Below are 26,447 nucleotides of genomic sequence, written 5' to 3' on the forward strand. Positions count from 1 at the left end.
GGCCGAGGGGCTAAGATTCGAAACTAGCGGTGCTAATTAATCTGCGGTGTGTGAGGAGTCCTCCCGTGCGTCCCGTCCACTTCGCGGCCGCCCGCCGCACCCCCATCGGCAAGCTGCGCGGCTCCCTGTCGCCGGTACGGCCCGACGACCTCGCCGCGACCGTCGTCCGCGCCCTGGTCGGCGAGGTACCCGCGCTGGACCCGGCCCGCGTCGACGACGTCTACTGGGGCGCCGCCAACCAGGCCGGCGAGGACAACCGCAACGTCGCCCGCATGGCCGCGCTGCTGGCCGGCCTCCCCGAGTCCGTGCCCGGCGCCACCGTCAACCGGCTCTGCGCCTCGGGCCTGGAGGCCGTGACCACGGCAGCCCGCACTATCGCCGCCGGCGAGGCCGACATCGTGATCGCGGGCGGCTCCGAGTCGATGAGCCGCGCCCCCTTCGTCCTGCCCCGCCCCGACGAGGCCCTGCCGCACCGCATCGAGACCGTGGACACCCGCCTCGGCTGGCGCCTGGTCAACCCCGCGATGCGCGACCTGCACGGCCTGCTCTCCATGGGCGAGACGGCGGAGGAGGTCGCCGCGCGCTACGGCATCCCACGCGAACGCCAGGACGAATTCGCCCTGCGCAGCCACCAACGCGCCGCCCTCGCCCGGAAGAACGGCCACTTCGACGACGAACTCCTGCCCGTGGAACGCCCCGACGGGGTGGTCGTCGACACCGACGAGTGCGTCCGCGAGGACACCTCGTACGAGAAGCTGTCCCGGCTGAAGCCGGTCTTCCGGGAAGGCGGCACGGTCACCGCGGGCAACGCCTCCCCGATGAACGACGGCGCCGCCGGCCTCCTCCTGGTCAGCGAGGACGCCCTGCGCGAGCTGGGCCTGGAGTCCCTGGGCCGCTACGTCGCCGGAGCCTCGGCGGGCGTCCACCCCGACGTCATGGGCATCGGCCCGGTCCCCGCCACCCGCAAGGCACTGACCCGGGCCGGCTGGGACATCGGCGACCTGGAGGAGGCCGAGTTCAACGAGGCCTTCGCGGCCCAGGCCCTGGCCTGCGTGGACCAGCTCGGCATCGACCCCGACCTGGTCAACCCCAGCGGCGGAGCCATCGCCCTCGGCCACCCGCTGGGCTGTTCGGGCGCCCGCATCCTGACGACGCTGCTCCACCGGATGCGGCGAACGGGGGCGGGGCGGGGGCTGGCGACGATGTGTGTGGGTGTCGGGCAGGGGAGTGCCGTACTCGTCGAACGGTAGGTACTCGGGCCCACCAGGCGAGACGCCGCTACCCGCACCGGTTCGTTGCACATAGCATCGGTGTTCGCATGAACACCATGACGCTCTGGCACATCACCGGCTGGGAGTTCGCCGCGCTCGCTTTCGCGGCCCTGCTCGTCGGCTTCTCGAAGACCGCCGTGAGCGGGGCCAACACGGTCAGTCTCGCCATCTTCGCCGCGGTGCTGCCCGCCCGCGCCTCCACCGGTGTGCTGCTGCCGGTCCTGATCGCCGGGGACCTGCTCGCCGTCGCCACCTACCGGCGGCACGCCCACTGGCCCACGCTGTGGCGGCTGTTCCCGGCGGTCGCCGCGGGTGTCGTCGTCGGCACGGTGTTCCTGATGTGGGCGGACGACGCGATCGTACGGACCTCGATCGGCGCGATCCTGCTGCTGATGGCCGCGGTGACGGTCTGGCGCAGGCGCGCGGCGGACGCGGAGCAGGAGCCGGAGTCGGTCACCACCCGAGCGGGCCGTCTCAAGGCCCGCTCCTACGGCGTCCTCGGCGGCTTCACCACCATGGTCGCCAACGCGGGCGGCCCGGTGATGTCGATGTACCTGCTGTCCGCGGGCTTCCGCAAACTCGGCTTCCTCGGCACGTCCGCCTTCTTCTTCCTGATCGTCAACGTCTCCAAGCTGCCCTTCAGCGCCGGCCTCGGCCTGATCGACGGCCGCTCCCTGCTCCTCGACCTGGCACTCGTGGCGTTCGTCGTGCCCGGCGCGCTGTTCGGCAAGTGGGCGGTCAACAAGATCAACCAGCGGCTGTTCGAACAGCTGGTCATCGCGGCGACGGTCGTGGGCGGACTGCAGCTGCTGCTGCGCTGACGCGTCACTGCCGCCGAGCCGACCCGCAACTACCACTGTGCCGAACCCCGCAGCAGCGCCGGAAGGTCCGCGAACGACTCGATCACGTGGTCGGGTGTGCCGTCGGCGGCCCGGAGCGCATCCGGCTGGAACTTGCCGGTCCGGACGAGGACCCCGGTGATCCCGGCCCGCTGCGCCGCGAGCACGTCGGACTCGACGTCGTCGCCCACCATCACGGCCTCGTCCGCGCCGGCGCCCAGCCGGGCGAGCGCCGCCTCGAAGAACGCCCGGGCCGGTTTCCCGGTGATCTCGGCCTCCACCCGGGCGGCCTGCTCCAGCCCGGCCAGGAACGCACCCGAGTCCAGCCGCAGCCCCTCGGCCGTACGCCAGTACAGGTTGCGGTGCATCGCCACCAGCCGGGCCCCGCGCTGCAGATGCCCGAAGGCCCGGTCGAGCGCCGCGTAGCCGAACTCAGGGCCGGCCCCGCCCACCAGCACGACATCCGGCAGGGTGCCGGAGTCCGCCGCGTCGACGACGGTCACACCGTCGAGGTCCTCCGCGATGTCGCCGCTGTTCAGCAGGGCGCACCGGGCGCCGGGACAGTGCTCGGCGAGGTGGGCGGCGGTGGCGGCGGGCGCGGTCAGGATGTCCTCGGCGGACACCGGGAACCCCGCGTCCGCGAGCGTCCCGGCGATCGACGCCCGCGTGCGGGACGTCGTGTTCGTGACCAGCAGCACGGCGAACCCGGCATCCCGGATCTCCCGCAACGCCTCGACGGCCCCCGGCAAGGGCCGCCACGAGACGGTCAGCACCCCGTCGATGTCGACGAGCACGGCACGTACGGACTCCATGCCCGGACGATAACCACGGTGAGCCGAGTCCGCCGGTCGGTGTCCGGGCACGGCAGCAGCCGCCCGTCACACCGTGCTGGCCGCCATGACCTTCGCCGGCCTGCCCGGCAGACCGTGGCTGAGGTCCTCCACCAGCAGCCGCTTGGCGATCGCGTCGACCGCGACGCGCAGATCGCCGTCCGACGGGCGGCTGATGTCCTGCCCCAGCCGCTCCTCCAGCCAGGAGGCCCAGGCCCTGCTGATGACCGCGGCCTCGCGGGCACCGGCCTCCGTGTGGGACAGCAGGGAGCCGTCGCGGGTCAGGAACCCCTCGTCGACCATCCGCTCGAAGACCGGCAGCAGCACCTCGGGCGGCATCCGGCGCCGCGCGGCGATGAGTCCGAGACTGGCATGGCCGACCATCCGCGTGAACAGCTCGACCTGTATCACCGCCCAGGCGCCCGCCACATCGAGCCGGGTGTCCGACTCAAGGATGATCCGTCGCGCCGTGTCCAGGTCCGTACCGCCGATGATCTTCCCGACGGCGGCCTCCAGCACCCGCTGAGAGTCCGCGCCGCTCGGCGAGGCGAAACCCTCACCCATGTCGGTCGACCCCGTCCGCGCGGTGTCGCGCAGCCGGACCTGCTTGAGGAACAGGGCGACGAGGAATCCCAGTGCGGCGACCGGCACCGTCCACAGGAACACCGTCTGGAGGGTGTCGGCGTAGGCGTCGACGATCGGGGCGGCCGTGGCCGGCGGCAGTTCGTGCACGCCGTCCGGGCTGGTCGCCGCCCTGGCGACGATGTCCGGCTCCACGCCACCGGTCTGCGCCGCCCGCGCCACCCCCTCGCGGAGGTTGGGCGCCAGCGCGTTGGTGTAGATCGTGCCGAAGACGGCCGTGCCGAACGCACTGCCCAGTGTACGGAAGAAGGTCACTCCGGAGGTCGCCGTGCCCAGGTCGGCGTAGTCGACGGTGTTCTGCACCGCGATCGTCAGCACCTGCATGCACAGGCCGATGCCGGTGCCCATGACGAACATGTACAGGGACTCCAGCCCCGAGCCGGTGCCCGGCCCCATGAGGGACATCAGGAACAGACCGGCGCCCATCACCAGCGGGCCGACGACAGGGAACACTCCGATACCGCCCGGTCCTGCTGACGACGCTGCCGCTGAAGACCGACGCGATGAGCAGCCCGGCCACCATCGGCAGCGTCCGCACGCCGGACACCGTGGCCGAGTCGCCGTCGACGTCCTGGAGATACGTCGGCAGGTACGTCAGCGCGCCGAGCATCGCGAAGCCGACGATGAAGCTCAGCACCGAGCAGACGGTGAACACCGGGTTGGCGAACAGCCGCATGGGCAGCATCGGTTCGCGCGCCGGGTCTCCACCCGGCAGAACAGGCCGAGCGCGACCACACCGCCCACGAACAGCGCGATGATCACGCCCGAGCCCCACGCGTACTCGTTGCCGCCCCAACTCGTCGCCAGGGTCAGCGCGCCGGCGCCGGCCGCGACGAGCGCGATGCCCAGATAGTCGATGACCGGCCGGGAGACCGACTTCACGACCGGGATGGTGCGGGCGGCCGCCGCGACGACGACGATCGCGATGGGAACGTTGACGTAGAACGCCCACCGCCACGTCAGATGGTCGGTGAACAGCCCGCCGAGCAGCGGCCCGATGACGGTGGACACACCGAACACCGCGCCGATCGCGCCCTGGTACTTGCCACGCTCGCGCAGCGGGATCACATCGGCGATCAGCGCCATCGACGTGACCATCAGCCCGCCCGCACCGATGCCCTGCATGGCCCGCCAGGCGATCAGCAGCGACATGTTGGTGGCCAGACCGCACAGGAACGAGCCCGTGATGAACACGATCGCCGAGACCTGGAAGACCACCTTGCGGCCGAACAGGTCGCCGAACTTGCCGACCAGCACGGTCGCGACGGTCTCCGCGAGCAGGTACGAGGTGACCACCCACGACATGTGGTCCGCCCCGCCCAGGTCCGAGACGATGGTCGGCAGGGCGGTGCCGACGATGGTCTGGTCGAGGGCCGCGAGCAGCATCCCCAGCGTGATCGTCACGAAGACGACGTTGCGGCGACGGGTGTCCAGCACCGGGGGCTGGGAGGCGGGCAGTGCGGTTTCCTCCACGACGGTCACGACGTCACCCTCACACCTGTGGACTACGTGCGCATGCCAGAAAGTCCGCACGGGTGCCCGGTGATGTGCACCCCAGTCGTGTCATTCGCGGGGGCACCGGCGCAGCAGATACGTGTCCATGATCCAGCCCTTGCGCTCGCGGGCCTCGGCACGCAACCGCTCGATGCGGGGCGCGGCCTCGGCGATCGGTCCGGAGACGAGGATCTCGTCCGGGGTGCCGATGTAAGCCCCCCAGTAGATGTCGACATCGTCCTGCACGTACCGCCGGAAGGCCCGCTGGGCGTCCAGCATCACCACCACGTCGTCCACGCCCTCCGGGAAGCCCTCCGCGAGAAGCCGGCCGGTGGTGATCTGCACGGGCCGGGCGACCCGGTTGAGCCCCGTCCGGTGCCGGGCGGCGAGCGCCGAGACGCTGGAGACGCCCGGCACGACGTCGTACTCGAACACCACCGCGCCCCGCTCCAGCACCTCCTCCAGGATCCCCAGCGTGCTGTCGTACAGCGCGGGATCGCCCCACACCAGGAAGGCGCCGGTCTCCTCCGCGCCGAGCTCCTCGCCGATCAGCCGCTCGTAGATGCCGGCGCGGGCGGTGCGCCAGTCCCCGACGGCGGGGGAGTAGGCCGCACCGCCGGCGGTCCGGTCCCGCTCCGGGCCACGGGCCTCGACGACCCGGTACGTCCCGTCCGGTATGTGCGCGTCGAGCATGTCCCGGCGCAGCCGGGTGAGGTCGGCCTTCACCTCTCCCTTGTCCAGGACGAAGAACACGTCCGTGCTCCGCAGCGCCCGGACCGCCTGGAGGGTGAGCTGGTCGGGGTCGCCCGCGCCGATACCGATGACATGAATCTTCCGCACGCCGACGAGTGTGCCGCACACCCCGACAACGTTCCGGCGCGTCCCGGGTCAACGCGGTGCGTCCGCTCCCCGCAGCCGGGGCGCCCGCGCCCCCGCGTCCACGGCCCGGCCGCTGTCCTCCACGTCCTGGGCCAGCTGCCGGGCCCAGGCGGAGACTCCCGCGACATCGATCCCGTACGGCCGTGACCGCCCCGAGCCCGACACCCACGCCCCGGCCGCCCCGGCGCCGCGCCGCAACAGTCGCGCCCCGCCGGCGAGGTTCCCCCGGGCGGCGTGCGTGAGCCCCACGGCCAGCTGGGCGAGTCCGCGCCACAGCTCTCGCTCCTCCTCGGGCCCCGACTTCCAGGCGTCCTCGAAGACCTCGTGCGCGTGGAACGGTTTCCCCTCGTCCAGCAACCGCTGCGCCTCGGCGACGGTCTCCTCCGGGGTGCGGACGACGCCCTCGGGCTGTCGGGGCACACCGTCCTCGCCGTACGGCAGGGGCCGCCCGAGTCCGTCCCGCGGCCGGGCATTCCTCGCCCGCCCCTCACTGTCGCGGTCCCGCTCCCCGAACGGCCGGCCGTCGGACGTGCTGCCCGCGCTTCCTGTACTCCCTGTACTGCCCATACGCCGATTGTCCCGCGCCTCTGCCCGTTTTCGGCACGGCCCGGGGTGTGGGGTAGAGTGCTGTTCGCGCGCTCACGCGGTTTCACCGCGCGCGAGCGCTCCGGGACGTGGCGCAGCTTGGTAGCGCACTTGACTGGGGGTCAAGGGGTCGCAGGTTCAAATCCTGTCGTCCCGACGGTGCGGAAAGCCCTCGCAGGCAGATGTCTGCGGGGGCTTTTTCTGTGGGCCGGTGGCGAAGGTGATCACGGCAACCGGTGTCCGTAGAGCCAGTCCAGCCGGCGGTGGTACCGGCGGGGAGCCAGTTTCCCGAGGAGCCACAGGGGAAGGTAGGCGAAGCTGTTTCCCCGGTGGAACCGCTGCCCGTTCCGGCGTGATCCGGCCTGGACGCGTGCGGTGCGCGGTCGCCGCGTCGCGGAGTAGGAGAGCAGCGCCCGGCGCACGTCGTCGGTGCCCTCGAGCCGGTGGGCGAGAACCCGTGCGTCCTCGATGGCCATGGTGGCGCCCTGGGCCAGGTACGGCAGCATGGGATGGCACGCGTCACCGAGGAGCGCGACGCGTCCGTCGGTCCAGGTCTCGAGGGGCTCGCGGTCGAACAACGCCCAGCGGTAGTGGGCGTCGGCCTCCCGGATGGTGGTGGTGACCGTGGGGTGCCAGCCCTCGAACTCGGCCAGCGCGTCCTGCCGTGTGCCGCGCTCGGTCCAGGACTCTCCCCGCCACTCGTCGCGCTCCACGACCGCCACGAGATTGGCCAGTGCCCCGCCCCGGAGCCGATAGGTGATCGCATGACGCCGGTCGCCCACCCAGAGGCACGCGGTGGGCGGGGGCACGTCACGCCCCAGACGCTCGATCGGGACGGTGACCCGCCAGGCGACATGGCCGGTGAACCGGGGCTCGCCGGCACCCAGCATCTGACTGCGGATCACCGAGTGGATGCCGTCGGCGCCGACGAGCAGGCTGCCGCTGACGCGCCGGCCCGAGTCGAGCAGTGCCGTGACCTCCTCGGGGCTCTGCTCGTAGCTCTTCACCGTCGCCCCGGTGTGGATCGTGATGTCCAGGCCGCTGCCCACCGTCCCGGTGAGGAGGGCGTCGATCAGGTCCGCACGGTGGACGTGCAGATAGGGGGGCGCCCCACCGCCGTACGGCGGTCTCGGCGAGTTCGATGCGGAACACGTGCCGACCGGAACGGCCGAGTCGCATTTCGACGGCCTCGGGACGGAACGTCGTGGGCAGCAGTTCGTCCAGCACTCCGAGGGACCTCAGCACGCTCACCCCGTTGGGGCTGAGCTGGATGCCCGCGCCGATCTCCCCGATGGCCGCCGCCTGCTCCAGCACGGTCACGCGCCACCCGGCACGGCCGAGGGCGAGCGCGGTGGCCAGTCCGCCGATACCGGCGCCGACGACGAGCGCGTGTCCGGTACTCCGGCCGGTTTCCATGGGTCCTCCCCCGTGAGGCGAATCGGAGCGCCGTGCCCCACAGGCCTGCCCGCAGGAGCCCGACACCGGCCTCCCACTGTCTCCCGACTCACCGGGTGACGGGCAGTCGCAGACGCGTCAGACCCCCGTGTCGATCCGGAACGTGCGGCACCGGGCGGACCCGGATGGTAGAAGCGGGCATGACCACTTCCCCCTTCTGCTCCCGCCCGGCCGGTGCCCGATGACCGCCGGTATCGACACCCCCGACCGCAGGGGCCGCACCGGACTCGACCGGACCGGCCGGGACCTGACCGGCAACCCCCGCGTCAAGGTGCGGGACGTGAAGCTCCTGTCCAGCCACTGGTACGTCGAGCGGACCACGACCTTCGACTTCCGGCACGCCGACGGCACCTGGAGCACCCAGGAACGCGAGACGCACGACCGCGGCAACGGGGCCACCATGCTGCTGTACGACACCGAACGCGAAACCGTGCTGCTCACCCGTCAGTTCCGCTTCCCCGTGTACGTCAACGGGCACCCCGACGGCATGCTCGTGGAGACGCCGGGCGGCCTGCTCGACGACGATGACGAGCACCCGGAGATCGCGGTGCGGCGCGAGGTCGTGGAGGAGACCGGCCACACCATCGGCGAGGTCCGGCACGTCTTCGACGTCTACATGAGCCCCGGCTCGGTCACCGAACGCGTCAGCTTCTACGCCGCCGCCTACGGCCCGTCGACCCACACCCATGAAGGTGGGGGTCTGGATGAGGAGGGCGAGGACATCGAGATCCTCGAACTGCCCTTCCGGCGGGCCCTGGAGATGATCCGCACCGGGGAGATCGCCGACGCGAAGACCATCATGCTGCTGCAGTGGGCGGCGCTGGAGGGGCCGTTCGCCAACTGACCCCTCCGGCCCTTGACTTGAAGCGCGCTTCAAGGTGAACACTCCCGTTGGTGCCCCGAACTCCGGGGCGCGCACGGGAGGAGCAGCCATGAAGTACCGCACGATCGGCACGGATCCACACACCCGCCGGGAGGTGAGCGTGCTCGCGCTCGGCGCGATGCTGTTCGGCTCGGTGACGGACGAGAAGACGTCCTTCGCCGCGCTCGACCGCTACGTCGAGGCCGGCGGCACCTTCATCGACACGTCCGACAACTACGCCTTCTGGGCCGACGGGAGTCAGGGCGGGCAGAGCGAGGAGCTGCTCGGCCGCTGGCGGCGCAGCCGGGGCATCGGCGGCGAGATCGTCATCGCGACCAAGCTCGGCGCCCGCCCCCTGGCCCCGGGCACCAGCTACATCGACAACCCCGAGGGCCTGTCCGCGAAGGTGATCCGCGAGTCGGCCGAGCGGAGCCGGGAACGGCTCGGGGTGGAGAAGCTGGACCTGTTGTACGCCCACATCGAGGACCACAAGGTCACCCTCCAGGAGACCGTCGAAGGCTTCGCCGAACTGGTCGCCGAGGGCACGGTCGGTCTTCTCGGCGTCAGCAACCACGCGACCTGGCGGGTCGAGCGGGCCCGCGCCCTCGCCGCCGCGGCGGGACTGCCCGGCTACGAGGTGCTCCAGTACGCCCACAGCCACCTGCGGCCCCGCACCGACGTCCCCGACGACCTGTTCCCCGACGGCAGCCTCGGCCACGCCGGGCCCGATCTGCTGGCCTACCTGCGGGCCGAGCCCGGACTGACCCTGGTCGCCTACTCGCCGCTGCTGAAGGGCGCCTACACGCACTCCGACAGGCTGCCCCGCGACTTCGACCACCCGGGCACCCCGGCGCGTCTGCAGGTCCTGCGGGAGGTCGCCGAGGAGACGGGGGCCACCGTCAACCAGGTCGTCCTGGCCTGGCAGATCGGCGGCGAGCTGCCGGTCATCCCGCTGGTCGGGGCGTCGTCCGTGGCGCAGCTGGAGGAGAACCTGGCCGCCGTCGACCTGGAGCTGACCTCCGAGCAGCGGGCCCGGCTCGACTCCGTCCACTGACCGCACTGGTCGCAGGACCGCGCAGTAGGCTCCGGAGAGGAGCGGAAGGAGAGTGGGCCATGCCTCTGTTCCCCACCGAGCGGTCGGTCCGTACGACCCCCGAAGGTCTTCTGTGGGAGCCCAGCGAGCGCTGGGTGCGGGGCCGCAAGGGTGACGTCACCGTCGTCGACAGCCGGCACCCGGTCCTGGTCTGGGAGCCCGATGTGCCGGTCCCGCTGTACGCGTTCCCGCGCGAGGAGGTCCGCACTGACCTCCTCCGCCCGGCGAAGAACCCGCCCACCGGCAGGCACACCGGATCGCGGATCTTCTACGACCTCGAGTTCGACGGCGATCTGCTGGAGAACGCGGCCTGGACGTTCCCGGCCGACGATCTGGCCGGCCACATCGCCTTCGAGTGGTTCCGGCGCGCCGGCAGGGGCCTCGACCACTGGTACGAGGAGGAGGAAGAGATCTTCATCCACCCCCGTGACCCGCACCAACGCGTCGACGCCCTGCCCAGCAGCCGCCACGTCCGGGTCGAGATCGGCGGCACGGTCGTCGCCGACACCCACCGGCCGGTGCTGCTGTTCGAGACCGGCCTGCCGACCCGGTACTACATCCCCCGCGAGGACGTCCGCCTCGGCCTGTTCGAACCAACCGACCACAGCACCGGATGCCCGTACAAGGGCACGGCCCGGTACTGGTCCCTGCGTGGCGGGGCCGTCGCACCGCCCAACATCGTCTGGAGCTATCCGGACCCGCTGCCCGAGGTGGCCGCGATCAAGGGGCGGCTCGCCTTCTTCAACGAGGCGGTCGACATCACCGTGGACGGCGAGTCACTGGAGCGCCCCGTCACGCCCTTCAGCCGGATGCTGCGTCCGCGGGCCTGACGGTCTGCTCCCTACGCGCGAACCGGTCGAGGAGCGCGTCCAGTCCGGCCGCCAGACCCTCCGGACCGCCCCGGTCGGCGAGCGCGGTGGCGGTCTCCCGGAGTGTGGGCAGTTCCTGCGGTGACAGGCGGTGCAGGCCGAGGCGGAAGGCGGGGTCGGGCTCGTCGGGGTTGTCCACCATGGGCCGCAGTTCCACGGAGACGTAGCCGAGCAGCCAGGCGGTGAAGGCGCGGAACACGGCGGAGGCGAGCGCCTCGTCGAACCCCGCCTCCTTCAGCTGGGCGAGCACGTGCTCATGGTCCCTGAGGACGGCGGCCGGCCGCCGCGCCAGCGGCACCGCGAGCATGCGCGTGGCGAGCAGCGGGACCGCCTCGGGGTGGGCCAGGCAGACGTCGTAGGTCGCCAGCGCGATGCGGTGGAGCCGGGCGCGCCACGCGGGCACCTCGGCCGTGGCGGCGGGATCGGGCTCGGCGGCCAGACGCTCCTCGAGTTCGAGGTAGAGGGCCTCGACCAGTCCGTCCAGGAGTGCGTCCTTGCTCGCCGCGTACCGGTAGAGCGCCATCGCCTCCACGCCGAGCTCGGCGCCCAGCCGGCGCATGCTCAGCGCGCTCAGGCCCTCCCGGTCCACCAGTTCCAGGGCGCTGGCCAATACCCGCTCCCGGCTCAGCCGGCCGTAGCGGCCGCGGTCGCTCGCGCGACGCGCCGGGTCGTCCCCCGGGTCCTTCCGTCGCGCCTCGGCCTGTTCCTTGGCCATGCCTTGCCTCCAGCGGTCGGACCGAGCGGTGTTCGTTCTCCTGTTGACTCTACGCACGGAGGGGCGCAATCTGTACGTATACGTCGTAAATATACGCGATAAGGACTCGAAGGGACAGCGGACGGCGTCATCGTTCCCGACGGAACGTTCCCCACGGAAGCCAGCACAGGGGGAGCACCCCATGACGGTTCACAAGCTGCGGTCCGGGCAGCAAGCGGTCGGGCGCGGTCGGCCCCCCGCCCCCGACGGCGCGTCGCGTGCCGACGTCCTCGCGCCCGAGCCTGCGGACGGGGTCGTGCCCTTCGCCCTCACCTGGATCAGTCCGGAGGCCCGGAGGGCGGCGCAGCGGGTGCTCGCCTCCGGATGGGTGACCACCGGCCCGGAGACGGAACGCTTCGAGCAGGAGTTCGCGGAGTATGTCTCGGCCGCCCACGCGGTGGCGGTGAGTTCCTGCACGGCGGCCCTGGAACTGGCGCTGCGAGCCCTGCGACTGCCGGCCGGCGGTACCGTCCTGGTCCCGGCCGTGACCTTCTGTGGCGCCGCCCAGGCGGTACTGCACGCCGGGCTGCGGCCCGTGCTCGTAGACGTGGACCCACGCACCGGGATGCCGACGCCGGCCATGGTGGCCCGCGCGGCCCGGGCGTGCGGCTGCCCGCAGGCGATGACGGTCCTGCACTACGCCGGGTCGCCGACGCCGGTCGCCGAACTGGCCGAAGCCGCACGCCTGCCGCTGACCCACGTGATCGAGGACGCCGCGCACGCCCTGGGCACGACGGTGGGTGACCGGCCCGTGGGCAGCCTGTCACGGGCCACCTGCTTCAGCTTCTACGCCACCAAGAACCTGCCCATCGGCGAGGGTGGCATGCTCACCACCGACGACCCGGAACTCGCCGATCGAGTCCGCCGCGCGCGGCTGCACGGCATGTCCGCCGACGCCTGGCGGCGCGACCTGCCCGGCGGCAGCTGGCGCTACACCGTCGAGGAGGCCGGTCTCAAGGCCAACATGACCGACGTACAGGCCGCCATCGGGCGGGCTCAGCTCCGGTACTTCGACGACTGGCAGCGGCGTCGGCACGCCCTGGCCGCGCGATACGAGGCGGCGCTTCGGACCGTGCCCGGACTCGCCCCGCTGGAGCCCGCCACCCCGGGGCGGCACGCCCGTCACCTCTACGTGGTGCGGGTGCTCCCCGAGTACGGAACCGGCCGGGACGAACTGATCGAACGGCTGGCGGAGTGCGGTATCGGCACCTCGGTCCACTTCATTCCGCTGCACCACATGCCCCACTTCCAGCGCGCCGCGATCACCCCGCCGGGCGGCCTGCCCGGCGCCGACGCACTGTTCCCGCAGCTGCTGTCCCTGCCCCTGTACCCGCACCTCACCGACCGGGCCGTCGACCGCGTCTGCGCGGAGCTGGCCCGGCTCGGTCCACGGCGTCCCACCCGGCGGACGGCACCGCCCGCCGGGCTGCGCACCCTGGTCGTCGGCGCGGGGGAGGCCGGTCAGGCGCTCGCCCGGGACCTGGCGCGCACCCCGCAGTTCGGGCTCGACCCCGTGGGCTTCCTGGACGACGATCCGGCCAAGCACCGGGTCGGCGACATCGGGGGCCTGCCCGTGCTCGGCCGGCTCGACGACACCGGGGCGACCGTGTCCGCGCACCGGATCGAGGCGGTGGTCGTGGCCATTCCCGGCCTCGACGCGGCCCGCTTCCGGCGGGTGGCGAGCACCGCGGAGGCCGCGGGGGCGCGCGTGCGGTACCTGCCGTCGTTCATCGCCGCGCTCCGCCGCGACGTGGTGGGCTGCGACATGCGGTCGCTGGATGTGCACGCGCTGATCGGTCGCCCCGAGATGCAGGTGGTGAGTTCCGAGGCGGGCTCCACGATCGCCGGCCGGCGCGTCCTGGTGACCGGAGCCGGCGGCTCGATCGGCAGCGAACTGTGCCACCAGGTGCAGGCCTTCGGCCCGAGCCGGCTGTTCCTGGTCGACCACGACGAGTCGAACCTGCACCGGCTCCAACTGGAGCTCCACGGCGATGCCCTGCACGCCGACGACGTGGTGATATCGGACATCAGGGACCGCCCCCGCATCGACCAGATCTTCCGCGAGCTGCGTCCGGAGGTCGTCTTCCACGCGGCCGCCCACAAGCACCTGCCCCTCCTCGAACTGAACCCCGGCGAGGGCGTGAAGTCGAACGTCCGGGGCACCGAGAACCTGGTCCGGGCCGCGATGGCGAACGGAACCTCGCGGTTCGTCCTGATCTCCACCGACAAGGCGGCCGACCCGGTGTCGGTGCTCGGCGCCACCAAGCGGCTGTCCGAGCTCATCGTGCAGAACGCCCAGCAGGACGCCCCGCCCGGCACCGTGTTCTGCGCCGTTCGGTTCGGCAACGTGCTCGGCAGCCGCGGTTCGCTGCTCTCGGTTCTGGCGGAGCAACTCGGCGCGGGCACCCCGGTGACCGTCACGCACCCCGACGTGACCCGGTTCTTCATGACCGTCGAGGAGGCCGCCGGCCTGGTCCTCGAGGCGGCGCGCATGGCTCAGGGCGGCGAGGTGTTCGTTCTCGACATGAGCGCCCCCGTGCGGATCGTGGACCTCGTCCGCGAGTACGCCCGGTCCGTGCACGTGCCCGACGTGGACATCCGCTTCACCGGCCTGCGCCCCGGCGAGAAACTCAACGAGACGCTGTTCTCAGCGCAGGAGCACCACACACGCACCTCCCACCCACGCATTCTCGCCGCGACCTCCGTCAGTCCCCCGGTCGCGCCGGCCGGGCTGCTCCCGGCCCTGTACGGCGCCGCGGAACGCAACGACATCGCCGCGGTCCGCCACGCTCTCGCCGACCTCTTCCCGGGGTTCCCCGCTTCCCCGCCGGCCCACCAGCGGCACGCGGGCCTGGCCGATCCCTACCCGGACGACTTCTGATGTCCCCGCCCTCCCAGTGGCCGCACTGGGCACCGAGGCAGCGGGCCCGGCCACGCCACCGGCTGGCGAAGCGCCTGCTGGCCTGTCTGGTGGTCGTCGTTCTCACCGTGCTCGGGCTGGGCGCCGGCGGCCTGTGGTGGGCCACGGACCACTACGGGGACCGGGTCACCCGGATACCCAAGGCCTTCCCCGACGGTCCCCGGCCCAAGAGCGGCGAGGGAACGACCTTCCTGTTGGCCGGTGTCGACCTCCGCTCCGAGAAGCCGGCCACCGGCAACGAGGCCAAAGACGCGCGGTGGAGGTACGGCGCCCAGCGCAGCGACACACTGATGCTGGTGCACCTCGGTCCCGGCGAACGCACGGCGTACACCGTGTCGATACCGCGGGACAGCTGGGTGCCCGTCCCCGGGCACGGATCCGCGAAGATCAACGCCGCGTTCTCCTGGGGCGGTCCGCCTCTCCTCGTCCGGACGGTCGAACGACTCACCGGAACGAGGGTCGACCACTTCGCCGTCATCGACTGGCATGGTTTCCGGTCCCTCACCGACGCGGTCGGTGGTGTGCCGATCACAGTGCAGGAGACCTCCTACGACTCGGAGCAGGGGCGGCACTTCAAGGCGGGCACCTACACCATGAACGGCGAGGACGCGCTCTCTTATGTCCGCCAGCGCCACGGACTGCCCGGCGGCGAGCTGGACCGGATCAAGCGGCAGCAGCAGTTCCTGCGCGGCCTCGTCGGTGAGATCGGCGGCGACGTCAGCATCACCAGCCCACTGAAGACGAACCGGATACTCGAGGCACTCACCGACGCGGTCAGCGTGGACGACCGGCTGTCCAACGGCGACCTGCGCGACCTCGTGCTCGGCCTGCGCCATCTGGACTCCGAGGACACCCACTTCACGACCGCGCCCATCGTCCGGTCGGACATGATCGACGGCCAGTACGTCCTGATCCTCGACCGGAGCGGGTTGCGCACTCTCTCCCGGCAGATGGCGGCAGGCCATCCGCCCGGCGCCGGAAAGTGAGGCCGGCCCGTGCGTCTCGGCGACCATGTGCTGCGACTCACCGGCCGGATCGCCGCGCCGGACGGAGCAGGACGCGGCGGACCGGACGACACGGACGGCACCACGCCCGCCCCACTGGCGCGGCGTCTCTTCTCGGGCATGGGCTTCAGCGCGCTGGCGCAGGCGGCTCCGTTGCTCACCAACCTGGCGCTGACGCCGTACCTGATCGGCCAACTGGGGCTCGACCGCTTCGGTGTGTGGTCACTGATCCTGGTCTTCCTGGCCACCCTCGCCGTGCTGGACGGCGGCGTCGGCGCCTCACTGGCGCGCTTCCACGCCTACCACGGAGCCCGCGGCGACCGGGAAGGCACCGGCCGGCTGGTCGTCGGGTCGCTGACGGTCTTCGTCGGTCTGGGCGCGCTCGTCACCGGGCTCGGCGCGCTGCTGGCCCCCGTCGTCGTCTCCGCGCTCGACGTACCGCCTCATCTGTCGGGAGAAGCCGAGCAGCTGCTGCTGGCCCTCGGCCCGCTGCTCACCCTGGCCCTGGCCGCCAACTCCGCCATCGCGCTGTTGCAGGCGAACGCCCGCTTCGCCGGTCTCGCAGCCGTCAGTGGCGGATCGTGTCTGGTCTACGCCGTGGCCGTGGTGACGCTGATCGGCAGCGGCCCCGACCTCCCGCTGCTCGCCCTGCTCACCGCGGGGCGGTACCTGCTCACCACGGTCGGCGGCCTCTGGCTCGGGGCACGGCACATCCGTATCCGGCGCCCCCTGATGCCACGGTCGGCCGAGCGCCGCGAGTTCGTCGGCTACGCGTCCCGTATGCAGCTGTCGGGATTCACCGTCTTCCTCAACGGAGAGGTCGACGCCGTGGTCATCGCCGCGCTGCTGCCGGTGCGCTATGTGGGCATCTTCGCCGTCGGCTACCAGGCGGCAACCGCGCTGCGCAGCCTGCCGCTGTACGCCTTCCCGCCGATCCTGACCAGGATGACCCACGTCTACGCCAGGCACCAGCTCCCTGGCGCGGTACGGGAGTTCCACGCGATGCAGTTTCGCTGGCTGCCGGCCGTGCTGACCTATGGTGCGGTGACGACCGCGGCGGTGGGCCTGGCGGTCGAGGTGTGGGTGGGTCCCGAGCTGGCGCTCAGCGGCGCGGTGGCCGCCGTCCTGCTGGCCGGATACGCCGTGCAGGTGGCCTGCACCGGGATGCGTACCTGCTTCGTCCGGGCCATCGGCCGCCCTGGTCTCGAGACGCGCTACTCCTGGTTCTCCACAGCGGTGAATCTCGCGCTCACGGTGCCGCTGACCATCGCGTTCGGAGTCGTCGGCGTCGTCCTGGCCACCTCCGTCGGAATCATGGCGGGCTCCCTGTACTTCGTCGTCCTGTGCCGGCGACTGGCCGACCTGCGCGAACAGCACTTGCCGAAGCGGTGGGTGCCGGCGACCGCGCTGGCGGTGATCACCGCCGTCCTCGGCGACCTGCTGGTGCTGCAACTGGGATGGCACGGCGCGCTGCCGCTGCTGCTGGCCGGCCTCCCGGTGCCCGCCGGCCTCGCCCTCGCATGGCTGTTCATCGGCCGCGAACTCATCCATGGCCCCAGCGCCCGGGCGGAGACCACGCCCGCGTAAGGAAGGACACATCATGACCGGACCGACCTCACCGGGGCGGGGCGACGGGCGGCCTCGGCGCGTGCTGATCCTGGCTCAGCTCGACGGGTACGCCAACAGCGTCAAGCCCCTGGCCATCGAGCGGTTCCTGCGGGAGCACGGTCACGACGTGCACCTGGTGGACACCCAGAGCCTGGCGCGGGCCTCCTCCAGCCGCGGCTCGCTCGGGCGGATGCTCCCCGGGTCCGCGCGCCCCGGCAAGCTCGCGCTGTACGTGAACGACGTCGCGTCCAGGATGCTCACCCGGCGGTGGGGTTTCGGACGGCGCCATCTCTCGTACCACGTGCTGATGACGGACCACCGGCTGCGCCGACGCATCCTCAGCAGCGAACTGGCGCTGGACGACTTCGACCTGGTCATCTGCGAAACGCCCTACGACGCGGGCGTACTGACGGCCCACACGTCCGCCGCCACCCTCTACGACTGCCCCAATCCGTGGGCCGACGAGGTGCTCAACGAAGGCCGGCTCACCCCGCGGCAGCACGGGAAGTTCCGAAACTGGGAGAAGGACTTCTTCGAGGAGATGGAGTACCTGTCGTTCTCCTGGGAGACCTACGGCCGCTACGCGCAGGCGAAGTACGGCATCAGTGGCGACAACTTCCTCCAGCTCAACTGGGGTTGCACACCGTCCGCCGAGCCGGCGCGGTTCGCCCGTCCACCCCGCGTCGCCTACCTCGGTTCGCTGAGCGGGCAGTTCATCAACCTTCCGCTGCTGTCCCGGCTGAGCCGGCTGTATCCGTACATCGACGTCTACGGCGGACCACCGCCGGATCCGTCCCTGGGCCTCAACTACCGCGGCTACGCCTCTGCCGAGGTCCTGCGCGACTACCAGTTCGGGCTGATCACCTGTACCCGGGACGCGATCCGTGAAGAAGGCTTTTCGGCCAAGCACCTGCACTACCTCGCGTACGGGCTGCCCGTCCTCGTCCCGGCCTGGCGGCGTCACCTCGACCTGCTGCGCGGATCGGTGCCCTATACCGAGGAGGACTTCGCCACCCGCATCGGCGACCTGAGCGACGAGGCGCGGTGGCAGTCGGTCAGCGACGAGGCATACGAACAGGCCCGGCGGCTGGACTGGAACCGGACGCTCGAGCCGCTGCGGCTGCTGCTGGACGAACTGCGTCCGTACTCCAGGCCGGAGAGCCCGTCCAACCAGCGATACGCGCCCTCCGGCGGGTCAGGTCGTGTGCCATGAACCTCCTCGTCGATGTCGTGATCGTCAACTGGAATACCGGAGAACATCTCCACAACTGCCTGCGCTCCATCGCCCGGGCCGACCAGTCGGTGCTGCGGGTCGGCGAGGTGGTGGTCGTCGACAACGCCTCGAGCGACGGCTCCGCCCGCGACCTTCCGGCGACCGGACTGCGGCTTCGGACGGTGCACAACCCCGACAACCGCGGCTTCGCTACGGCCTGCAACCAGGGCGCCGCGCTCTGCCGCTCCGACTTCCTGCTCTTCCTGAACCCGGACACAGAGCTGTACTCGGACACCCTGAGGATCACCGGCGAGTTCCTCCGGACACCCGCTGCACAGCGCTTCGGGATCTTCGGCGCACGCATGGTGGACGCGCACGGGCGCCCGCTGATCTCCTGCTCGCGGTTCCCCAGCCCCCGCCTCTGCGTCGGCGGGATGACGGGGCTCGACCGGCTGGCGCCCGCCCTCTTCCCTCCCCATCACCTGCGGCCGGAGGAAGTGGCCCGGTCCGGCCAGGTCGATCAGGTCATCGGCGCGTTCTTCCTGGTGCGCCGCCACCTGTTCACAGAACTGAACGGCTTCGACGAGGGCTATTTCCTGTACATGGAGGAAGTCGACTTCGCCCTGCGGGCGCGAAGGCTGGGCCGGCCCTCGTACCATATCGCGCAGGCACGGGTGTTTCACGCCGAGGCGATCAGCTCCGCCCAACTGGGGCTGGGGCGGCACTACTTGATGTTGTGCAGCCGCACCCGTTACATGCTCCGGCACTGGCCGAAGCGCCAGGCGTGGCTGCTGATCGGCCTGTCGCTGTCGGTGGAACCGGCCGCACGGCTGCTGGGCGCGGCGTTGCGCGGGCAACCCGTGGACGTGCGGAGCACGCTTGCCGTCCAGTGGGCGTTCCTGCGCTGGCTGCGGCACGGGCGACGGCCGGGGCCGCTTGCGCCGTCACTCCTCCCGGCACCGCAGGTCGCCGAGCCGGAAACCGCCCGTCCGGCGTAGCCCCGTCCGGCGTAGCCCCGTCCGGCGTAGCGAGGAAGGGGGCCGGCGTGTGGGGCCGCCGCGGAGGAGACGACTGACGGCTGCGAGACCGTCCGGCCGAGCCGCAGGCACTGTGTCCAGTGGGCGCGCGCCCGGCAGCCTGGGCCTACCGCGCAGTGCCTACCGTGGAGTTGAGAAGTGGCACGGCTCAGACCTCGCTCATCGTCCTTGACTTCGCGGGGCGTCGTTCGGTGGTGTCGGCACCGGCCCGTACCCGTGTCTGGACCGGCAGGAGTGTGGCCACCACGAGCGCGAAGGTCAGCGAATTACTGAGGCCGAAGGACCAGGGACGCTCCAGCACGGAGGCGATGAGCACGGGCAGCAGGACGCAGGCCGCGACCGGAAAGCCCCGGGTGCCGCCCCTGAACAGCAGGTACGCCAGCAGAACCGCGAACAGGAGCAGTCCGACGACTCCGCCCGCGTAAAGGACGTCGATCCACTGGTTGTGCAACGAGGGCGAGGTCGCCGCGGGGATCTCGCCGCCCGGGTACTTGCTGGACCAGGCATCGCCGCCGTAACCGAGAAGCGGAGAGCGGGTCCACTCCTCCCGGGCCAGGTCCCAGATGGCGGCACGCAGTCCGAGATCGCCGAAGCGCCCGGGGCGCAGGGGCACGGCGAAGCCAACGGCAGCCGCCCCGGCGAGGACCGCCCCGGCCAGCAGACGGCGGCCCGGGCCGGCCTCCGCGGTCGGTGCCACGGCCGGCTGGTCGGGAAGCCTCGGCCGTAGCAGCACCAGCAGGGCCACCGCGGCGATCGCCGTCAGGCTCGCCAGGAAACTGCCGGTGGCGACGGCCACGAAGGCGAGGTAGCCCGCCAGCAGGACGCGGACCCCGCCGCGCAGGGCCAGCCAGACGAAGGGGATGCTCGCCACCACCAGCAGGCTGAAGATGTTCTCGTTGCTGAAAACACCCGCGTAGAGGATCCCGAGGTCGCCGCACGGATTGTCGCTGCGGCAGGGGCGGACGACGCTGGACGGCTCGATGAGCGACTCGATGCCACCCAGGACGGTGTACACCATGGCGACGGCGGCACCGCCGAGCAACGCAGAGCGTCCGGGACGTGCGACCGACGCCGCGAGCAGGGCCGCCAGCAGGGTGAGCTCTCTCGGCGTCCACAGAGGCTGTCCGTGCAGGCCGGCGGAGGCGGCCATGGTCAGGACGATCGCTGCCGCGATGAGGGGTGCCGCATTGATACGGGCGCGGGCGAACAGTAGCCGGCTCACCATGAACAGTACGCAGACCAGGAGCATGAGGCCGTTCGCGACGACGCCGATCCGGTTCACCCAGCTCGGGAAACCGATCACCGCGTCGCCGAGGGGGTCCAGGCGCTCTTCCCGTCCGCTGACGATCACGTACGCCGTGGCGGGCAGATTGGCGAGGACTCCGATCAGCAGGACCAGGGTCGAGGTGAGGTCCCAGTCGCGGAAGACGCGGGCCCTGCGAAAGGCGATGGCCCAGGGAATCAGGGACAGCAGTGTCAAGATCCCGATGATCAGTACCGTGGTGGACTGCTGTTGCGTCATCGGGAGCCTCCCGTGTGCCTACCGGCTGCGGCCGGCCGGGGCGCGGACGCCGTCGGCTGCGGGCGCCGTCCGGTCCTCGGGCTCCGGAGCACGGTGCTGCTGTGGCGCTTGGCGCGGGTGCGGGCCGGTGCGCCTGTCGGGCGGCGCGGCGGTGACGACGGCGCCGAGGGTGCGCGCGCCGGCGGAGGCCAGGTTCTCGAGGGCACGGTGCACCTGGTCGTACTTGGTCCTGCCGATGCGGACCACGACGAGCGCCGACTCCGTCTCGCCGGCGAGGATCGCCGCGTCGGCGAAGGGCAGCACCGGCGGGCTGTCCAGCACCACGAGATCCGCCTCCGCCTCGAGGGCGCGCAGCAGTTGTCTCAGGTAGCGGGACGACAGCAGTGCGGCCGGGTCGGGCAGGGGAGTGCCGCTCGGCAGCACGCGCAGCTGTCCGGCCTCCCAGGGCTGGAGGGCATGGGAGAGTTCCGCGCCGCCGGTGACGACGTCGGTCAGCCCGGGGCCCTCGCGCAGGCCGAGCGTTGCGGCCAGACGGGGCCGGCGCAGGTCTCCCTCGACGAGCACGACGCGTCGGCCCGTGCGCGCGACGTTGGCGGCCAGGTCGATGGCGGTGTCGGTCCTGCCCTCACCGTGCACGGCGCTGCTGATGAGCAGTGAGCTCGGCATGCCGTCCCGCGGGACGCGGAGGCGGGTCCGCAGCTGGCTGAGCGCTTCGTTGCGCCGGACGCCGCCGTTCCGGTGTCCGGTGTCCCCCCGGCGCCGGGCGGGCCTGGGAAGGGCGCCCAGCGTCGCGACGTCCAGACGGCGGCGGGCATCGCCCGCCGAGCGGACCGTGGTGTCGAGCGAGTTGCGCAGCACGGCGCCCGTGGCGCCGACGACGATGCCGCCGAGCAGACCGATCGCCGCGTTCAGGGCGGGACGCGGGCTCGCCGGTGCCGTCGGTGCGTCGGGATTGCCCACAACGCTGGCCTTGACCAGTGCCGGCTCGTCCGCCGAGGTCTTCTCGATGCTGCCGATGTACCTCGTGAACTGGGCGGCGGTCTCGTCGGCGATCGCCTGTGCCCGCGTGGCGGACCGGTCCTGGACCTTGATGTCGACCAGGGTCGTGTCGAGCGGGGCCTGGGCGCTGATCTTCTTCGCGAGTTGCTGGGGTGTCGTGTTCAGATCGAGTTTGCCGATGACGCCGCCGAGTACTGCGGGGCTGTTCGCGATCTGTGTGTAGGACTTGACCCGCTGCTGGGTGAACAGGCCGCCCGCGTACGCGTTGGCACTGTCGTTGTCGTTGGTGGCGATGAAGAGCTGCGCCTTCGCCGTGTAGGTGCGTGGCATCAGGGCGGTCGCGGCGGCCGCCGCGACCAGTCCCAGCAGGACGCACACCACGACGAACCGCCACCGTCGGCGCAGCACATCGACGTATTCGCGGAGATCCACGGGAGCTCCTCTGCGATGTGAGGGCGGGCTACTTGACCCTGCCGTACGATGAAGTCATATTCTTGTTTACGTCGTAAATGTACGGTATCAGCTTGCAGTGTGAGATGTGAAGTAATGGACCGACGCCTCAAGCAGTGCGCGATCACCCCCTACGGGCGGAGAGCCGGCAGCTCGCGGGTCCGTGTCTTCGAGTGGCTGGACCGCGTCGACACGGACTTCACCGTCAGCAGTTACGCGTCGTTCGCCGATGCCGCCCCGTCCCGACTGGCCCGGCACCCGGTGGCCGTGGCGCGGGCGGAACTGCGGCTGCACCAGATGGCGGCGGCGCGCCCGCGGCGTCTGCTGCTGCATCGGGAGGCCTCCCCGCTCAGCCGCGGGTGGTGGGAACGCAGGCTGCTCACCTGTGCGGACTTCGCCGTGTACGACTTCGACGACGCCCTGCAGTGGGACTGGGGTGCCGGTGGTGCGCTGCGCAGACTCGCGCCGAAGTCGGCCAAGGCACGGACTGCGGTTCGGTACGCCGACCGCGTCATCGCGGGCAACGAGGTCCTCGGGAACTGGGCCGCCGGGCGCCACCGCGACGTCGTGGTGATCCCCAGTTGCGTGGCGCCTGAGGACTACACGCCGAAAACCTTCTACGCGCTGCACGACCCGCCACGACTCGGCTGGATCGGCTCGCGGCACAACGAGGACTGCCTGCTGCTGGTCGCCGGCGCGCTCGAAGAGATCCACCGGCGCACCGGCGCCCGCCTGACGCTCATCGGCACCACGACACGCTCGCTGGGCCGCATCGAGACCTTCATCGACCGGGTCGCATGGAGCCCGCACCGCCAGCGCACCGCGCTGGCGGACGTGGACATCGGGCTCATGCCGCTGCCGTCGACCCCCTACAGCCTGGGCAAGTGCGGCTACAAGCTGCTCCAGTACGGGGCCGTGGGGCTGCCCGCCGTGGCCACGCCGATCGGGGTGAACGCCGAGATCCTCGACCGGCTCGGGATGCCGGCCGCCCGCGACCAAAGCGAGTGGACCGACGCGATCCAGGGCCTGCTGGAGGCATCGGACGCCGCCCGGGAGCGGCTGGGACGCGAAGCCCGGGCCGTCGTCGGCCGCCGGTACTCGTACGAAGCCTGGCTCCCCCGGTGGACCGCGGCACTGGAGCTCGGGGGCGCATGGTGATGACCGCACGCGCCCGCCACCCCCTGTCCGCCGACGTCCGCGGCCGACCGGCCCTGCCGCCGATGACTCCCGTGGCCCTCCCGTGGACGCGCCGCGCGCTGGACGTCGTCGTCGCCCTCGTCCTGCTCGTCGTGCTGACGCCCCTGATGCTTCTTCTGGCCGTGCTGATCCGCGCCACCAGCGGCAGGCCCGTGCTCTTCCGGCAGCAGCGGATCGGGGAGGGCGCACGCGAGTTCACCCTCTACAAGTTCCGGACCATGCGCACCGGTGCGACCGGTTCCGCACTCACCAACGGCCGCGACTCACGCGTGACCGGCACGGGACGGTTGCTCAGGCGCTTCCACCTGGACGAACTGCCGCAGCTGATCAACGTGCTGCGCGGTGACATGACGCTGGTGGGACCGCGCCCGGAGTCGGTCGACCTGGCTGTGCGTTTCCCTCCCGAATACCAGTGGTTGTTCCGCCACCGGCCGGGGCTCACCGGACCGTGCCAGCTCCGTTCACGCGCGCACGCCGCGCTGCTCGACGACAGGCCGGATCGGGAGGAGTACTACTTCGCGGTCCTGGTTCCGCTGCGTGCCGAGCTGGACGCGGAACTCCTTTCCCGTAACTCCCTGACCACCGTGATGGGTTACATCGTCCGAACGCTGTGGTACGTGCTGTCCGGCCTCTGGGACAGGGGTGGCTCCGGCCCGTGCTCCGACCGGCCGGGCGATGCCGACACACGGCACACCGAGGAAGGCCGATCCTTATGCGCGCGGTCGTGACCGGGGCAGCCGGATTCATCGGTTCCCACCTGTGCGAACACCTGTTGTCGCGTGGCGACGAGGTGGTCGGCGTCGACGCCATGACGGACTTCTACGCCCCGGCGCGCAAGCGGGAGAACCTCGGCCCGCTGCTGGACCGGGACGGATTCGCCTTCCGGCGGGCCGATCTGCTCCGTGTTCCCCTGGAGCCGGTCTTCGCTGATGCCGACGCCGTCTACCACCTCGCGGGCCAGCCCGGCGTCCGCGGATCCTGGGGCCCGGAGTTCGCCGTCTACGTGGAACGCAACGTCCTGGCGACCCAGCGCGTGCTGGAGGCGGCCCGCGCCATCGGCCTGCGCCGCCTCGTCTACGCCTCCAGTTCGTCGGTGTACGGAGACGCCGAGGCGTACCCGACCAGGGAGACCGTGCGCCCTGCCCCCGTCTCCCCGTACGGCGTGACGAAGCTCGCCGCGGAGCACCTGTGCGAGGCCTATCGTGCCGCCTTCGGTGTTCCCGTCGCCTCGTTGCGGCTGTTCAGCGTCTACGGGCCGGGGCAGCGACCCGACATGGCGTTCTCACGGCTGATCGCGACCGCGATCAGTGAGCGTCCGTTCGTGCTCTACGGGGACGGGGAGCAGAGCCGCGACTTCACCTACGTCACCGATGTGGTGACCGCCATGCGCGACGTGGCGCTCTCCTCGTGGAGCGGTGTCGCCAACGTGGGTGGCGGCTGCGAGGTGACGATGAACGAGGCCATCGCCCTGCTCCGCCTGCTCGGCACTCCGGTGCGTGTGGTCCGCGTGCCGCGCCAGCCGGGCGACGCCCGGCGTACCGCGGCCGACATCACCCGCGCACGTGAGGCGTTCGGCTACCGGCCGGCAACGGGCCTGCGGGACGGACTCGCGGCGATGCTGACGGCCGCACGCACCGGCCGCCCCGACATCCCTGTTCAGCTATGAATAGTGTGGATCGTCATTGGTGATGTCCGTTGTCACTCCGATGAACGTGTTACCGGTCGACGTGCCCAGAGCGCCCTTGTAGTTGTATATGGCCCACTGCATGCCGTTGAACGTGTTGTCGTACACATTCGCGCCTATGTAGTGGTTGATGCCGACGCCGAACCTGTTCGCATTCCCAATGTTGTGGATGTTGTTCCGGTAGACGTTCAGGTTCTTCGCGGCGTTGAACGGACCGCCGCTGATGCCGATGATCAGGACACCGTCCGTGAACCTGGTTCCACTGATGTTGTTGTCGTGGATGTGGATGTTGTTGGCTGCCGCGTTCTGGAAGCCGCTGTACACGATGCCCGGCAACGTACCTGTACCGGTCGCGGAACCACCGACGATCGTGTTGTGGTGAACGAATACGTCGGACAACGTCTCGCTGGATGAGTTGGGCTCGAGGTCGATGGGCCCGGGCATTCCGGAACGCGAACAATTGGTAAAGGTGTTGTTATGCACCTCGATGCGCGTACCGGCGATGATGGAAACACCGTTCCGGTTGAAGTGATCAGACGTGAACGTGTTGTTCGGCCCGATAACGCAATTCGTGGCGGAACTGCCAATGTTCACATAGATGCCGTCGCCGATGATATTGTTGAATCGGCAGTTCTTGACAACCACGTTGCTGAAGTTGCCGTGGATCCTCACGCAATGGCGGAACTGAGACCAGGTGGCTCCCTGGTTCGCCGCACGTCCGTCGAGTGTGAGGTTGTCGATCGTGACGCCCGAGCCACTCACCTTCAGGATCTCGTCGCTTTGCCCGGTCGACGCGGTGGAGTTGTCGGGGAAGCGCAGGATCGAACCGTTGCCTTCGACGTAGCAGTTGGCCGGAATCGACAGCGAAGTGACCGTGTACGTCCGCCCTGCCGGGAAGACGAGACGCTTTCCGGCGGCGGCGTTGGCCGCCAACTGGGGCGTGGCGTAGTCCGCGACGAGGACTTTGCCGCCGTCGCTGGAAGGGCGTCGTCCTGCAGTGAGAAGAGGGATTGATATCAGCGCCAATACCGACCTGCGGGAGATGGGGCTGAAATTGGAGGGTGTCTCCGCCTGCGATCTCTGTGCTCGGTGCAAACCAGTGACTCCGTGTGCATGGAACAATTTTAGCGGGTGCGCCCGCTCGAGTGGCGCACTCTACCCCAGACTTGTTCCATTGCCAGACTTGACATCAGGGCCTGCCCGTGAATCGATCTTTGATCTGGGCGCGCAACTGCGGGAC

Annotated in this window: 21 protein-coding genes, 1 tRNA gene and 2 pseudogenes; 14 read left to right on the forward strand and 10 right to left on the reverse strand. The window is 70.9% G+C overall.

Features of this window, described 5'->3' with window-relative positions:
* Positions 1 to 65 precede the first annotated feature (65 nt).
* Together PV963_RS39135 and PV963_RS39140 are read left to right on the forward strand one after the other, a co-directional pair.
* Positions 66 to 1,250 carry a thiolase family protein gene (locus tag PV963_RS39135; RefSeq protein ID WP_274821181.1) on the forward strand — a complete coding sequence of 395 codons (1,185 nt, stop codon included), beginning with the start codon at positions 66 to 68 and terminating at the stop codon, positions 1,248 to 1,250.
* A 68-nt stretch (positions 1,251 to 1,318) separates the two neighbouring features.
* Complete coding sequence (locus PV963_RS39140) at positions 1,319 to 2,092, forward strand: sulfite exporter TauE/SafE family protein (protein ID WP_274821182.1); 774 nt, start codon at positions 1,319 to 1,321, stop codon at positions 2,090 to 2,092.
* Positions 2,093 to 2,121: 29 nt separating this feature from the next.
* Here the strand turns inward: PV963_RS39140 and PV963_RS39145 are convergent, their stop codons facing one another.
* The 4 genes and pseudogenes from PV963_RS39145 to PV963_RS39160 all read right to left on the reverse strand — a co-directional run bounded on the left by PV963_RS39145 (position 2,122) and on the right by PV963_RS39160 (position 6,522).
* Complete coding sequence (locus tag PV963_RS39145) at positions 2,122 to 2,922, reverse strand: HAD-IIA family hydrolase (protein WP_274821183.1); 801 nt, start codon at positions 2,920 to 2,922, stop codon at positions 2,122 to 2,124.
* Positions 2,923 to 2,988: 66 nt separating this feature from the next.
* Positions 2,989 to 5,064, reverse strand: a pseudogene (locus PV963_RS39150) (MDR family MFS transporter).
* An 81-nt stretch (positions 5,065 to 5,145) separates the two neighbouring features.
* Complete coding sequence (gene cobF, locus PV963_RS39155) at positions 5,146 to 5,916, reverse strand: precorrin-6A synthase (deacetylating) (protein WP_274821184.1); 771 nt, start codon at positions 5,914 to 5,916, stop codon at positions 5,146 to 5,148.
* 48 nt (positions 5,917 to 5,964) lie between these two features.
* The gene (locus PV963_RS39160; protein WP_274821185.1) at positions 5,965 to 6,522 is read right to left on the reverse strand and encodes a DUF309 domain-containing protein; all 558 of its coding nucleotides are present in this window, start codon (positions 6,520 to 6,522) and stop codon (positions 5,965 to 5,967) included.
* A gap of 101 nt (positions 6,523 to 6,623) precedes the next feature.
* Between PV963_RS39160 and PV963_RS39165 the strand changes: the two genes are divergently transcribed.
* A tRNA-Pro gene (locus tag PV963_RS39165) sits at positions 6,624 to 6,697 on the forward strand.
* Positions 6,698 to 6,764: 67 nt separating this feature from the next.
* Here PV963_RS39165 and PV963_RS39170 read toward each other — a convergent pair.
* Positions 6,765 to 7,589 (reverse strand): FAD-dependent monooxygenase, encoded by an 825-nt coding sequence (locus PV963_RS39170; RefSeq protein WP_274821186.1) that lies wholly within the window; start codon positions 7,587 to 7,589, stop codon positions 6,765 to 6,767.
* 175 nt (positions 7,590 to 7,764) lie between these two features.
* Positions 7,765 to 7,956 (reverse strand): annotated as a pseudogene (locus PV963_RS44160) (NAD(P)-binding protein); the annotation flags it as partial.
* A 220-nt stretch (positions 7,957 to 8,176) separates the two neighbouring features.
* Between PV963_RS44160 and PV963_RS39175 the strand changes: the two are divergent.
* The 3 genes from PV963_RS39175 (at position 8,177) to PV963_RS39185 (ending at position 10,780) form a co-directional block, all read left to right on the forward strand.
* Entirely contained in the window at positions 8,177 to 8,839 is a 663-nt protein-coding gene (locus PV963_RS39175; RefSeq protein WP_274821187.1) for an NUDIX domain-containing protein, read from the forward strand.
* A gap of 88 nt (positions 8,840 to 8,927) precedes the next feature.
* The gene (locus PV963_RS39180; protein WP_274821188.1) at positions 8,928 to 9,911 is read left to right on the forward strand and encodes an aldo/keto reductase; all 984 of its coding nucleotides are present in this window, start codon (positions 8,928 to 8,930) and stop codon (positions 9,909 to 9,911) included.
* 59 nt (positions 9,912 to 9,970) lie between these two features.
* Entirely contained in the window at positions 9,971 to 10,780 is an 810-nt protein-coding gene (locus PV963_RS39185; protein ID WP_274821189.1) for a DUF427 domain-containing protein, read from the forward strand.
* On the opposite strand, the gene PV963_RS39190 is transcribed toward PV963_RS39185, so the two are convergent.
* Positions 10,752 to 11,534 carry a TetR/AcrR family transcriptional regulator gene (locus PV963_RS39190; RefSeq protein WP_274821190.1) on the reverse strand — a complete coding sequence of 261 codons (783 nt, stop codon included), beginning with the start codon at positions 11,532 to 11,534 and terminating at the stop codon, positions 10,752 to 10,754. The two genes, PV963_RS39185 and PV963_RS39190, sit on opposite strands and share 29 nt — an antisense overlap.
* A gap of 181 nt (positions 11,535 to 11,715) precedes the next feature.
* Between PV963_RS39190 and PV963_RS39195 the strand changes: the two genes are divergently transcribed.
* Genes PV963_RS39195 through PV963_RS39215 form a run of 5 tightly spaced genes read left to right on the forward strand, consistent with a single transcriptional unit; the run spans position 11,716 to position 19,316 of the window.
* Positions 11,716 to 14,454, forward strand: coding sequence for a DegT/DnrJ/EryC1/StrS family aminotransferase (locus tag PV963_RS39195; protein ID WP_274821191.1), 2,739 nt, complete (start codon positions 11,716 to 11,718; stop codon positions 14,452 to 14,454).
* Entirely contained in the window at positions 14,454 to 15,479 is a 1,026-nt protein-coding gene (locus tag PV963_RS39200; RefSeq protein WP_274821192.1) for an LCP family protein, read from the forward strand. Before PV963_RS39195 ends, PV963_RS39200 begins: the two co-directional genes overlap by 1 nt.
* Positions 15,480 to 15,488: 9 nt before the next feature.
* On the forward strand, positions 15,489 to 17,084 hold the full coding sequence (locus PV963_RS39205; RefSeq protein WP_274821193.1) for a lipopolysaccharide biosynthesis protein: 1,596 nt from the start codon (positions 15,489 to 15,491) through the stop codon (positions 17,082 to 17,084).
* A gap of 13 nt (positions 17,085 to 17,097) precedes the next feature.
* On the forward strand, positions 17,098 to 18,318 hold the full coding sequence (locus PV963_RS39210) for a glycosyltransferase (protein WP_274821194.1): 1,221 nt from the start codon (positions 17,098 to 17,100) through the stop codon (positions 18,316 to 18,318).
* Complete coding sequence (locus tag PV963_RS39215) at positions 18,315 to 19,316, forward strand: glycosyltransferase family 2 protein (protein ID WP_274821195.1); 1,002 nt, start codon at positions 18,315 to 18,317, stop codon at positions 19,314 to 19,316. Before PV963_RS39210 ends, PV963_RS39215 begins: the two co-directional genes overlap by 4 nt.
* 187 nt (positions 19,317 to 19,503) lie before the next feature.
* Here PV963_RS39215 and PV963_RS39220 read toward each other — a convergent pair whose 3' ends face one another.
* Both PV963_RS39220 and PV963_RS39225 read right to left on the reverse strand, forming a co-directional pair.
* Positions 19,504 to 20,877 carry an O-antigen ligase family protein gene (locus PV963_RS39220; protein ID WP_274821196.1) on the reverse strand — a complete coding sequence of 458 codons (1,374 nt, stop codon included), beginning with the start codon at positions 20,875 to 20,877 and terminating at the stop codon, positions 19,504 to 19,506.
* A gap of 18 nt (positions 20,878 to 20,895) precedes the next feature.
* Positions 20,896 to 22,308, reverse strand: coding sequence for a polysaccharide biosynthesis tyrosine autokinase (locus tag PV963_RS39225; protein WP_274821197.1), 1,413 nt, complete (start codon positions 22,306 to 22,308; stop codon positions 20,896 to 20,898).
* A gap of 114 nt (positions 22,309 to 22,422) precedes the next feature.
* On the opposite strand from PV963_RS39225, the gene PV963_RS39230 reads away from it, so the two are divergent.
* From PV963_RS39230 to PV963_RS39240, 3 genes are read left to right on the forward strand one after another with little or no spacing between them, the layout of a single operon-like run.
* Positions 22,423 to 23,484 carry a glycosyltransferase family 4 protein gene (locus tag PV963_RS39230; RefSeq protein WP_274821198.1) on the forward strand — a complete coding sequence of 354 codons (1,062 nt, stop codon included), beginning with the start codon at positions 22,423 to 22,425 and terminating at the stop codon, positions 23,482 to 23,484.
* Positions 23,478 to 24,251 (forward strand): sugar transferase, encoded by a 774-nt coding sequence (locus tag PV963_RS39235; RefSeq protein ID WP_274821199.1) that lies wholly within the window; start codon positions 23,478 to 23,480, stop codon positions 24,249 to 24,251. Before PV963_RS39230 ends, PV963_RS39235 begins: the two co-directional genes overlap by 7 nt.
* Positions 24,236 to 25,189: an NAD-dependent epimerase/dehydratase family protein gene (locus PV963_RS39240; RefSeq protein WP_274821200.1), complete on the forward strand. Its 954-nt coding sequence runs from the start codon at positions 24,236 to 24,238 to the stop codon at positions 25,187 to 25,189. Before PV963_RS39235 ends, PV963_RS39240 begins: the two co-directional genes overlap by 16 nt.
* Here the strand turns inward: PV963_RS39240 and PV963_RS39245 are convergent.
* Complete coding sequence (locus PV963_RS39245; protein ID WP_274821201.1) at positions 25,184 to 26,140, reverse strand: hypothetical protein; 957 nt, start codon at positions 26,138 to 26,140, stop codon at positions 25,184 to 25,186. The genes PV963_RS39240 and PV963_RS39245 overlap by 6 nt on opposite strands.
* Positions 26,141 to 26,447: the final 307 nt, after the last annotated feature.

This window comes from Streptomyces coeruleorubidus, assembly GCF_028885415.1.
GTDB classification, from domain to species: Bacteria; Actinomycetota; Actinomycetes; order Streptomycetales; family Streptomycetaceae; genus Streptomyces; species Streptomyces coeruleorubidus_A.